The sequence below is a fragment of the Halobacillus sp. GSS1 genome (genome assembly GCF_017307035.1).
Lineage (GTDB): Bacteria > Bacillota > Bacilli > Bacillales > Halobacillaceae > Halobacillus > Halobacillus litoralis.
Genome location: NZ_JAFLHE010000001.1, coordinates 727,181 through 739,247, shown reverse-complemented (window position 1 = coordinate 739,247; position 12,067 = coordinate 727,181). Strand labels below are relative to the sequence as shown.

Genomic DNA, 12,067 nt, shown 5'->3' with positions numbered 1-12,067 from the left:
TTCCGTTTTTCGGATACACCGTTTCCCCTGCTTCATTCTGCTTACTTCAATTTAATACGCAACGGCTCGCTGTCCTGTGCATCCTGTGTATGAATGGTTTTCCTGTCTTCTTTTTTCAAAGCAGTTCGTTTTATTGAACTGGTTACATCGTGTAACATATCTCCCACATCATGAACGGAATCAATTAAGGGATCAACGGCTTCCATTTTTCCTTTTACATCATCTGAAATTTTGTTGGCTTCATGAATCAGTTCTTCTGCTTCATCTGTAATGCTGTTTACGGATTTCCGGGCATCAGACAGCGTCTCTTTTGTTTCAGATATTGTTTCCGTGAGTTTCCGTAACGTCAAAATCAAAAAAATGACGAGAAAAATAAACGCGATAGCTGCAATGGTAACACTCCATTCAATCATCAAGACCATCTCCCTTCTTCTCTCTAAGTATATGGCGGTGAAGGTTAGGACATTCCTTATCACAACACTTGTTAGTATAAAAATGTTCATTAGTATAGTTAATATTTTCGGTTTGGGACCAGCATTTATTTATGCTTTCTTATGAAAACTTTGATTAGATATACTAGGTTAACTACTTTTAATTGGAAAAGAGGGGACGGTTCTAGCGCTTCCGATAAAGGCATAAGAACCACACCCCTTAGCTTTGATTATATTGGATTCAAGTCTTATAAAACGGGGGCGATTGTTCAAAAGAGCAATAGCCCTTTATAACATAAGTGCAAGGAAACTGACGGAGCAGGATACTTGAAGATGGAATCCAAATAATCGGTATCAAATCATATAATAAATTTCATAAGGAGATAACAAACGATGAAGTTCAATACCGTTCACATTGATAGATTATTTATATAATGTACGAAAGGCTGGAATAAATCATGGCAAAAAAAGAAGCACCAAATATTCAAACAGAACGATTGGTTTTACGTCCGAGAGCTGAAAAAGACATTCCTAATATGCTTAAAATGTTTAACAATGATGAAGTAAGAAAATTTCTTGGAATTAATCCCCCTCGTGATGAACAATCATTGTTAGAAATGGTTAGGAATCGTACTGAAACAAAATGGACGGTCGCATTAAAAGATACAGATGAGTTCATCGGTGATGTAATGATTCCAGAAATAGCAGAAGGTTATCTTGGAGAAATTGGTTTTCGCTTCATGAGGGAGCATTGGGGAGGCGGTTTTGCGTATGAAGCGGTTTCCGCGGTCATTGAGCATAGTAAAAGCACATTAAACCTTAAACGCCTATTTGCTACTATAGATAATAAAAATATGCCATCAAAAAAGTTAATTGAAAAACTAGGATTTACGTTGGTAGCTGTGTTGCCAGAATCACATTTACACGGCAGAGTTGCCGATGTAGCTTACTATTCTCGTATAGTATAAGCATTTTTACGCTCTCCTGAGAGAAATGAACAAACAGGTGAGTGTTTAAATGGGGTGGTATTTTGGATCAGGCGATATGATTTTAGTGAAGAGTATTAGGCGGGAAGTCATTGAAAGAGTGATTATACAACTAATATTAGATGGTGAATTTGAAAGAGTATTTAGTCGTTGTGAATAATAGGCTTATTCCACCAACAGGGGCTTTAGTTGAATAAAACAACGAAAGAAAAAACTCTTAAAATCTGTCGTGTGATTTTAATGGGCGAGAGACAGTTTAATTCCTTAAAGGAGTTAATCAGAGATAGGTGAACAGAAATGGGAAAGGATAATTAAATTGTTTAACATCAAGAATGAGCAATCACCAATAGAATGGATATCCTTAATTTTTTTGATATTGATTGCATTATTTTTCATTTATTCTGGTTTAAAGTACACTCCTGAGAAACACCGACAAACTCAGGAAGAATCACTAGCTAACCTCAGAACTAAAAATAGCTTTGAATACAAATGGTTGGCGAAATTTGTACAAAAGGCCCCCAGGTGGGTAGGTAGAATATTCTTTTTAGCTATTGGCTTAGTAATTATGTTACTTGCAGCATTTGGAAAAAGAATACTTTAATGTCCTGATTGGAAGATATTCTAAAGATAACGGAAGTGTTAGTTTAATATATTCTTAAGAATATCTTGAAACCGAGTCTTAAAGTAACGGGGGCGATTGTTCAACAAGAGCAATTGCTTTTTTACTAACGGGCAGGTTAGTTGAAGACTCAGTTTCGAGTTATCAATCAGAAAAAGGGAACTCGCTGATGAAAAATAATAGGGATACTTGAAATGTATAGTTTCAGACGTCAAGGTGGAGGTACAAAACATAAACTTTCTCTAAATAGTTAAGTTTCTTCTTCAGATCTAATTTCTTTTCAGTATGTACCCTGCATGCTGGTAGTACATATATTGGAAAGTATAGAAAAATTTAAAATACTATCTTTCCTGCAAAAATAACCATATAAAAAAATCTGAAGCTAAATTTGCCGGTGAACTGACAATCATAGTGAAATATAAGGTAACAAAATAAAAGAAAGGGTCCGCGGAATATATCCACGGACCTTTTCCATTGATGCTTAATGCTTATTCTTGCTTTTACCTTTTACCTTTTGCTTTTTCTGTTTTCTTATCATTGTGGAAAAAGATTTTTACTTTCTTCGCTTCATCCACAGGAACATTCACATAGGTTGTTTCGTTTTCTTCATCATAAAAGTATGTGTTTTCGTTTTGTTTCACTTCTTCTGCAGAACCTACTTCTTTGTATTTCGTAGAGGCCGCTTGAACTTTTCGTGGCATGTTTTCGTTGTTTAATTTCAACGTGTATGTTTCAAGGGCAGAATCATAGTTAGAAACCTTCCGATTAGACGTGAACTCAACATGTTTCCCTTTACGATTTAGATTAAAGGTCGTTTCATTATATTCCCCATTCTTATAATCTTCCGTCTCTCCATCGTCTTCAATAAACGTGTAAGAAGACTCGTCTCCCAAGTACGTATCCAGGATCAAATTCTCAAGTGGCTTTTCTCCTGTATATTGCTGTACATTACGGTGAGGAATGATGTCGCCTTTTTTAACATAGAGAGGAAGGGTACCTAAGTCTGCTTCTCTATTGATTGTTTGACCGCCTGTGTGTTCTTCGCCAGTCCAATAATCCACCCACGTTTCCCCTTCTGGAAGATAAACCTCTCTGGAAGTAGCGCCTTCTTCTACGACAGGGGCTACGAGTAGAGAAGATCCAAACATGAATTGCTGATTAATATTATAGGTGTTTTCATCTTCTTGGAACTGGTACACAAGTGGCTGTTGAACTGGAGTGCCGTTTTCACTGGCCTCAATAAATGCGTTGTATAAGTAAGGCATTAACTTGTATCTCTGTTCAATATACTTCTTGCTGATCGCTTCAACTTCTTCCCCGTATTGCCATGGTTCTTGTCCGGGAATGTTTTTCGCGTCTGGGTCAAATGCTACAGTACTTCCGTTATCGGCATGAATACGTGAGAAAGGAACAAATACACCCATTTCAAGCCAACGAGCAAATAGTTCTGGGGATGGACGCTTAGCGAATCCTCCGATATCGTTACCTACAAAAGGAACGCCAGATAATCCAACGTTGTTATTCATAGGTGTAGCTAAACGCATGGATTCCCATGAACTCTCGTTATCACCTGTCCAAAGTGTGCTGTAACGTTGTGAGCCTGCGTACATGTCCCTTGTAAGTACAAATGGACGCTTGTTAGGTTTTAAGATATCAAAGGCTTTGTCAGAGGACATTGCTTCATAATGAGCAAACATGTTGTGGAATTCAGAGTGCAACATATCTCCGTATTGGACATCAAGAGGTTGAGTTTTTGTAGGGGTATCAAAAACTGCAGGTTCATTCATATCGTTCCATATGCCGTCTACCCCAGCATCGAAAATGCGTCTGTGGCTTTCTGCCCACCAATCGCGAACATCTTGTCTTGCAAAGTCGGGGAATACGGATGCTCCAGGCCAAACTTCTCCAACGTAAGGCGTGCCATCAGGATTGGTTGCCCAATAGTTATTGGCTGTCCCTTCATCATACAAGTAATAGCCGGGGTCTTTTTTGACTCCGGGGTCACTTACAGCAACAGAACTAACACCTTTGTCTTCAAGCCACTGGTTAAAGGCAACAGGGTCTTCAGTAAAGTCTTCGCCCCATGTGAAGTTTCGGTAGCCATCCATGTGGTCAATGTCAAGGTGAACACCATCAAGAGGAATATCTTTCTCACGGTATTTTTCTACGATTCCTTTGATTTCATCAGCTGTTTCGTAACCCCATTTACTCTGGTGGAGTCCGATTGCCCATTTCGGAGGACGCTGCATCGTCCCGGTTAATTGACTGTATCGCGTTAGCACATCTTGAATCTCCGGACCATAGGCGAAATAATAGCTCAGTTCCCCATCATTTGCGTAAAAGTAATAGTAGTCGTCACTTTCACTTGCCATTTCATAGTAGGAACGATTACTGTTATCAAAAAAGATTCCATAAGCTTTTTCATCTTTTAGTCCGATGAAAAATGGTATCGTCGTGTAAAGGTATTTTGTATCTTTGTTGTAATTATAAGCATCGTTGTTCCACATGCCCATGCTGTCTCCACGGCGGTTCAAATCGCCTGCTTGTTCACCAAAACCATAAAAAGCTTCATCATTAGACGTGTCCTTAAATACATAAGGCTTCCCATCTTCATACCCAGCACCATAGTCCATGTTATCCTGGTTGATGACATTCCCTTCACTGTCTAGGAACTTGATCCCAAAAGGCTGCTTGTTAATGATAACTGTGATTTCATCGGTAGAAAGGGTAATTGTGGCTTCAGTTTCTTCCATTTCAAAATTTGGCGTATCCCAATTGGTTTCTGTAATGGCAGCTGTTTCCTTTTCTTCTTCTCCTTGCTTCAGAATAGATATTTTAGCAACGTCATCTGTCTTTAGTTTGATGTGAGCTTTGTAGTTGTCAGATAATACAAGCTTCACTCCATCATCTACAGCTTCGATAGACTGAACCATAAGCTTTTGCTGCATAGCAGCTGCTTTGTCCAGTTCTTTTTCCGGATAGGTATCAGCTACAGCCAATACACTAGATTCTGGGATGACAGACGGCAGTAACAGAGTTGACGCTACAGTCATCGTGGCTAAACTTTTGCTAATCTTCTTCGTCCTGTGGTTCTTTTCCAAATTAATCACCTCTCCTTGAAATTTGTATGATATACATATTAAATTACGTTAATTAATGTATTAAATATGTATTCATACATTAATTCTATATGACGATTTAAAGGGTAGCAACAAGTACCACACAATCAAATTTATGGTAATAATGGATTAGATATAGTGTCATAACCACTGGGTTGATTATATTTACAGAAAAATTACATGATTAAATAAATGAATATAAAGTAATGGTTGGTTCGAGCATAATCTATTTGAACTAAGTAAAAATACAGGTGCTTTTATGTCGGTGGGATAATAAAGGCGTATGTCTATAAGGGTGGTTTAAAGGTAAAAAATGTATGTAAATTATATATGGGCTGTTTAACGACAGTATAGAATAAGCTCGTTCTAAAACTATCTCAGTGCTGAGTCTTCAAGTATCGGGGGCAATTCTGATTTAAAAGAATTGCCCCCTTCTTAATGTGATGGATAGGGGAGATAAGGACTCAGTTTCGAAATAATAGAGAACTTGAAACTAAATTGGATTGGTATCGTATGTGTATTAAGAGGAGTGATTTTAGGAGGGGTTAGATGAGAAATGAAAATGAAACTCCTGAAAACAGAAGAGAAAGCCTAAGACAAAAAGAGTTAAGCAATCCTTCAAGTAGTGTCCATGGGAGCAACCTTGCTGATTTAGTTGGTGGTTTAGGCAGGAAGGGTATTGGTATATTTATTCTCCTAATAATAGCTGGGTTAATAATTTATTCATTATTTTTTCAATAATAGTCCCTAAGGTAAATCATAAAGACACATATTTGATTCAAGGCATCAGTTTTCTTATTAGATATTTTATGGAACTAATTGATCGTCCAAACCGAAAACAAATGAAAGGTGGGATTACGTGAAGAGAAAAAGCTTTGGGATTGGCTTGGTTATTACATTGTCTACTCTTATATATGGGTTCTCAAGCAATGATTGGGAAACATCCGTGAAAATTATTGCTTTTTGTGCGCTGATACCACTTCTAGTTACGGGTGTATTATCAGGTGCTTTTGTAAGCGGAGATAGGAATAGAGCCAATTACCATACAAAAGTAGATAGAGATGAGGCCTCTAAAAATAAATGGTCAATATCTCTCTTAATGTTCAGTGCACCTAATGCAATTTCATTATTAGTGATAGTTCTTATAGCTATGAAAGGGTAACAGAAATCGTAAGTGTTTATGATTCACAAGAGTTCTGTTATTGGGGTATAGAACTAAAAATAAGTGGTGAATTAATTGGAGCTATTGATCTCAGTCTCTGGATATAGTTGAAATAATGGAATGATGTACATAGTAACAAAAATATAGGGGGACCTACAGATGGTTAGAAAAGATGATTTCGACATCATTTATCGTGAACGAAATGACTTAACCCCCTTAGTGGTAATGATGTGTGGTGTGGCTGGTTTTGGAAAAACCACATTTTCACAACAATTAGAAATAGAAGGCTTTGTACGTCTTTCTATTGATGAAGAAATATGGGCTACAAAAGGTCGTTATGGGATTGATTTTCCCATTGCAAAATTTGAGGAATACAAGAAAGATGCAGAAAGTAAATTACGTAATCTTTTAATAAAATTAATCCATGATAAACAACAGGTGGTCATTGATTTCAGTTTTTGGGATCGTGTAAGAAGGGACCAATATAAAAAAATAATTGAGGATTCTGGAGGTAAATGGAAACTTATTTATTTAAAAGTTCATCCAGATGATTTACGTGAACGACTTAAGTTACGTAACAAACGTTTTGATGCAAATTCCTTTCCTATTTCCGAAGAATTGTTAACTTCTTACCTTAAAGGCTTCGAAATCCCAAATGGTGAAGGAGAAATTGTTATTGAAAATGAGACCTATTGAATAACACAGGAGTTTTTAAATTCATATTATCTTGAAGCTGAGTCTTCTACTAAAGAGGGGAATAGCTTATCGCTTGTTGTACTAACGGAGGGGTAAAACATAAAAAATAGAAAGGTTGAGATTTATGGAAAACACATGTATTAAATGTGAATCAGTAATGGTAGAAGCTAAGTTAGACAGTCATCCTATAAGGGTTTACAAATCAACTGTGAAGGCAAACTCAAAAACTATGAGTGAGGTTTGTCCCTGTTATGCATGTCCTAACTGTGGCTATATTGAACTTTACGCTTTGAATCCTGAAAAGTTGATTTAAATAAGAAAATGGTGAGGATTGGTTATTCTAGAAACGGAGGCGTTGGCTTAAAAATGTACGCATTTAATATATAAGCTATAGGGAATATGGAAAGTCTATGAATTTATCAAGAACAATAAGAGAATCCTATTCAGTAGTAAAAAAACCAACGCTCTTAGGAGGAACGTCCGTTTTTTATTTAATTTACCGCAAGATCATGAATAGATGTTTTCATGTGTTTGGATAGTTCCTGAAACAAGTCAGCGTTAAATTCCTTCATAGGGAGAACTTTGAAATCCTGGTCATTTTCAAAGTCTACATACGTGAGTTTAAACCGGGGTTCCTTTATATCGATGGATGTTCCTTCCATCCATTTTACTTTTTGTACAGTCACTCCCGCTATCCCACCAATCCTTCGGTACTTTTCTTCCTGGCCTGAGAGAAAATTGCCGAGAGAATAAAAAACGAGGCTTTTAGACCCATCTGTATTTTGAATCCATTCCGGTGGCTGCAGCACGTGCGGGTGATGACCGAGGATAATATCTGCGCCTTGTTCAGCCGCAAAAGCTGCCAATTCCTTCTGATCAGCACTTGGGTGTCTTTCATATTCCTTACCGAAATGTAAACTCATGACGACGACATCAGATTTGCTGGAGGCCCGCTTGATGTCAGAGGCAATCAGATCTTTATCAATCCTGTTCACCAGGTAAGGCTTCCCATCAGGGGTCGATATTCCGTTTGTTCCATAGGTGTATGCCAAAAAGGAGAAAGTGATGTCATTCTTTTTGATCGTTGTAATCGCCTCTCTTTCCTCCGGTGACAAGTAGGAACCTACCGTTTTAATTCCTAGTAAATCCCATTGATTGATCGCGTTTTCAATAGCGTGAACACCCCGGTCGAGGGTGTGATTGTTGCTCATAGAAACAATATCAATCCCGTTAGCTTTTAACGTATTCCCTAATTCAAAGGGCGTGTTGAATGAAGGGTAGGTGGATACGCCGATTGCTGCACCACCCATGATGCTCTCTGAATTCGCAAATGTAATGTCAGCTTTTGAAAGATGGGGAGTGACCTCCTGAAACATAGGATTAAAATCATAGCCCGAAGAAGTCTTCGCATCATTGTATACTTCTTTATGTATTAACAGATCCCCTACGGCTGCGAGTGAAACTTCTGCCACCTCTTTCATTTCTGCCTTCTTTGATGGTTTGTATAGCGTTCTCATATTGGAAGACACGCGTTTTTCCATGTCTGCTTCGTTCGGTTGGGAGAAGATGGTGGAACCGCCAATGAAACTGGAAATCAAAATGATCACTAAAATAATAAGCAGGGTTTTATTTTTCATCATATCCTCCTGGTTTGTAGATATTTTGATTCGTTTATCCTATAAACCACCAGAAATATCCTTGAAACTTATGTTAAAGAGCATTTACAAAACCTATATAGGCAGTCACGCGCGGTTTTTTAAAAGACATAAGCGGAATAGTTTCGACATATTAATATTTTTATTATAAAATAATTGTCAAATTCAGGCAAATCATCCTATTATTATTTATTCTTCCCTAATATCTATGAAAGAATGTAAAAGGAAGAAAGTCAAAAGAACCTTTTCTTTAGCGAAACGATTCTTAAGGGCTCTTCTGTTTGGATACCTTACTTGATGGAGATAGGGATGTTTACCATTAAAAGGAAGAGGTAGGAAAGCAGATATTCCTTTTTTGCTTGCTAGGAGGAAATGCTCTTTAAGATCATCTGCACAAGATCTTAAAGAAAAGAGTGCCTTATTACATAATCATAGGAGTTTATAGTGATATAGATTGAATAACTGATTAAATATTAGTGGAGAACAGATGGGAAATGAAAAACATAATACGGAAACGGCACAAGAAGAGCAATTATTAACGTTATCCGAATGAGGAGACTATCTTGGAGTTACATAAGAGGGAGTTCAAATGTTTGTTAGGGAAGATGTTACAAAAAGCCAAATCCCATATGTGAGGATTGGAAATGAGTTCTATTTCTCTGCTAAAGCAATGGATAAATGGTTAACTGAAGCGGGATCAATGAAAGTCGGACAATGCTAAAACCCTCTCGCTTGGTAATAAGATATTAGTTAGTGTAAAGATTGTACAAAGTTAACTTAAACTAACCGGATTTCATTGTGAAACCCAATAATTATGGTAGAAGAAAAAAGGACCGGGCGTACTTTGTTCGGTTTTTTTTATATTTTTGTAAGATATTTGAGTTTATCGCGTCTTATATGTAAGGAGGTGAGATGGTGACACAGCTTGAGGATATTTATCATACATACTTTAAAGATGTATTTTTATATGTGTATAGTTTATCCGGCGATAAGAATATCTCTGAAGATATCACTTCGGAAACTTTTATGAAGGCATTAAGATCGTTAGACAGTTTCAAAGGGGATAGTGATATCCGTGTTTGGTTATGCCAAATTGCCAAAAACAGTTATTACTCTTATTTGCGTAAGAAAAAAAGCTTTGTAGATCTTGAGTCGGTTCCAGAACCAGCTAGTGAAGACAATGTAGAACAAGAAATAGCCACTTCAGAAGCGTCTGTGAAGGTACATACAGTTATCCAGAATTTAAAAGAGCCTTACAAAAAGGTCTTTACGCTCCGTGTATTTGGAGAACTGTCATTTAAGCAAATTGGCAAATTGTATGCAAAAAGTGATAACTGGGCTTGTGTTACTTATCACCGCGCTAGAGAAAAGATTAAAGCGCGATTGGGGGATTATCGATGAAAATCAGCTGTAATGTGATTAGGGATATACTGCCGCTATATGCCGAGGATATGGCAAGTCAAGATACTAGAGAACTAGTTGAAGAACATATAGCTTCTTGTGAAAGCTGCAAAAAAAGTCTTGAAGAAATGAGGACTTTTGAAGAACCGCCAGTAGATACCGATATAGCTCCCTTAAGAAACATACAAAATACATTGCGAAGGAAAAAGATGCAAACAATTATTTTTTCAGTCATGGTAACGTTGGTTTTCGCATTGGTTGCAATGGCATATCTGACAACGCCTGAATACATCTCTTATAATGAAAATGCGGTTTCAATTATTGAAAGGGATGACGGAACAGTACTTTTGAATTTTAGTGAAGAAGTCTCTGGATTCGATGTAAATCAATATCCAGCAGCAGACAATTCAGGTTATGTCTACGATATAACAACATGGGAAACGATTTGGCACCAGAAAATAAGCAAAAACAACCTGGAAAATACGGTCTTAAACCCGAATGGGGAAACGATCACTTCCATCTATTATTACAATACCGATGGAAGTGAAAATACTTTAATTTATGGAGATCCAATAACGGATGGTTCTGTCATGACGTTACCTCGGCTAGTTTTAAGCTACTATGTGTTGTTTGCTGTAGGATTTTCACTTATTTGTGGAATTGGATTGGTCATATTCCGTAAGAAAGAAAAAATAAGAAATGGACTAGAAAAGATTATTCTATTGCCTATCTCCTACGTGTTCGCTCACTTCCTTATAAAAGGTCTTCACTCTGCCACTTACCTTGCTGGACGAGACTTTTATGCAATAGTACTAGTCACATTTTCTTTATATTTTGCGTTGTTAGCTGGAAGGAACATATTTAAGAAGTTATCATTTAAGAAGCCGAAAAGCACTTTATAATAGTTGTTGCTTTCACTAGTTTATAATAGATTCACCAATCAGCGGTTCTTTTCTTAATTTTAGTTCTATGTTACTTGATACCGAAGGGTCCCTGATGGATTCAGATTTCTAAAACATGGCCAAAAAGTATTCTTTGAATTGGTTGAACCAATAAAATCTACGGATCAGAGTCCATCTTCAACAAAAGGGAGCGTTTGTGGAAGAGCCAGTTGCAGAAAATGATCAAACTTTTTAAGTGAATGCGTAATAATTCACAAAGGATGAAGCCGTTTTGATCAATCTTTTTTCAAAACGGCTTCTTTTGATTTAACGTAAGTTGTGGGTTTGTGAGGTATTTTTGATCAAACTTACTATATAGGACCGTGTGGAGGAATTTTTTACTGCAACAATTTGGAGGACAGTTCTTAATTAGCATAATGTTTGGTGTAGGGATATTCGCAGGGGGCTCTTTACTATGGGCGATTCGGAGCTATAATGGTGAACCGTTAAGAGCTCAGTATATACGATGGAATGATTTTAAGCATCATATCTCTTTATACCAACCTTCTACTTTGATCTCTAAATACTCTATCTTATTCGCACTAGGAATTTTTTATAAACAACATTATTTTTCGAAGAAGGTGCGGGAAAAGTGTGGGCAGTAAGATAACACACAAGCAGTGACCTGCTAATTCTCTACTTTAACAAAAAACACAATTAACTGTTTTTAGTAGAGAAAAAAGAGAAGCGTTATCATTTTTAATCGATATGTCGAATAAGAATTAAAATTTTAAAAGGATTTTTGGGATGGACAACCTTCTTGAAATAAGTTAGATAAATACCGCGTCTTTTCGCAGTTATTTCTAATAGTGAAGTTTCGTTTAACATGTCTTTAGATAAATTCCCCGAATATATATTGGTCAGTAAAAAATGATAAAAACTAATTAACATTTCATTATTAAGTTTATCATAGGAAGAATCGTTCAAATTTAGCCTCCTGGCCTAAGGGGACCACGTTAAAATACTTTCCAGATGACACTCAACTAAGTCCTCGACACTATCTAACCATAACACTGCATCCAATTTATTAATAGAAGAAAAAAATGATTATTTAACG

Annotated in this window: 9 protein-coding genes; 6 read left to right on the top strand and 3 right to left on the bottom strand. The window is 36.9% G+C overall.

Annotated features, from left to right (window positions below):
- Positions 1-41: 41 nt before the first annotated feature.
- Complete coding sequence (locus tag J0K78_RS03840; protein ID WP_206945468.1) at positions 42-413, bottom strand: DUF948 domain-containing protein; 372 nt, start codon at positions 411-413, stop codon at positions 42-44.
- Positions 414-889: 476 nt separating this feature from the next.
- On the opposite strand from J0K78_RS03840, the gene J0K78_RS03835 reads away from it, so the two are divergent.
- Complete coding sequence (locus J0K78_RS03835) at positions 890-1,399, top strand: GNAT family N-acetyltransferase (RefSeq protein ID WP_206945467.1); 510 nt, start codon at positions 890-892, stop codon at positions 1,397-1,399.
- A gap of 1,137 nt (positions 1,400-2,536) precedes the next feature.
- On the opposite strand, the gene J0K78_RS03830 is transcribed toward J0K78_RS03835, so the two are convergent.
- The gene (locus tag J0K78_RS03830; protein ID WP_242517686.1) at positions 2,537-5,137 is read right to left on the bottom strand and encodes a glycoside hydrolase family 31 protein; all 2,601 of its coding nucleotides are present in this window, start codon (positions 5,135-5,137) and stop codon (positions 2,537-2,539) included.
- 567 nt (positions 5,138-5,704) lie between these two features.
- Here J0K78_RS03830 and J0K78_RS03825 point away from each other — a divergent pair.
- The 3 genes from J0K78_RS03825 (at position 5,705) to J0K78_RS03815 (ending at position 7,013) form a co-directional block, all read left to right on the top strand.
- On the top strand, positions 5,705-5,896 hold the full coding sequence (locus tag J0K78_RS03825) for a DUF6366 family protein (protein WP_206945466.1): 192 nt from the start codon (positions 5,705-5,707) through the stop codon (positions 5,894-5,896).
- Between the two features lie 118 nt (positions 5,897-6,014).
- The gene (locus J0K78_RS03820) at positions 6,015-6,317 is read left to right on the top strand and encodes a DUF5316 domain-containing protein (RefSeq protein ID WP_206945465.1); all 303 of its coding nucleotides are present in this window, start codon (positions 6,015-6,017) and stop codon (positions 6,315-6,317) included.
- Between the two features lie 159 nt (positions 6,318-6,476).
- Complete coding sequence (locus J0K78_RS03815) at positions 6,477-7,013, top strand: P-loop nucleotide/nucleoside kinase family protein (protein WP_206945464.1); 537 nt, start codon at positions 6,477-6,479, stop codon at positions 7,011-7,013.
- A 491-nt stretch (positions 7,014-7,504) separates the two neighbouring features.
- On the opposite strand, the gene J0K78_RS03810 is transcribed toward J0K78_RS03815, so the two are convergent.
- Positions 7,505-8,650 carry a CapA family protein gene (locus J0K78_RS03810; protein WP_206945463.1) on the bottom strand — a complete coding sequence of 382 codons (1,146 nt, stop codon included), beginning with the start codon at positions 8,648-8,650 and terminating at the stop codon, positions 7,505-7,507.
- A 930-nt stretch (positions 8,651-9,580) separates the two neighbouring features.
- Here J0K78_RS03810 and J0K78_RS03805 point away from each other — a divergent pair.
- Positions 9,581-10,069, top strand: a complete 489-nt coding sequence (locus tag J0K78_RS03805) for an RNA polymerase sigma factor (RefSeq protein ID WP_206945462.1) — start codon at positions 9,581-9,583, stop codon at positions 10,067-10,069.
- On the top strand, positions 10,066-10,971 hold the full coding sequence (locus J0K78_RS03800; RefSeq protein WP_206945461.1) for a zf-HC2 domain-containing protein: 906 nt from the start codon (positions 10,066-10,068) through the stop codon (positions 10,969-10,971). Before J0K78_RS03805 ends, J0K78_RS03800 begins: the two co-directional genes overlap by 4 nt.
- The last annotated feature ends 1,096 nt before the right edge of the window (positions 10,972-12,067 follow it).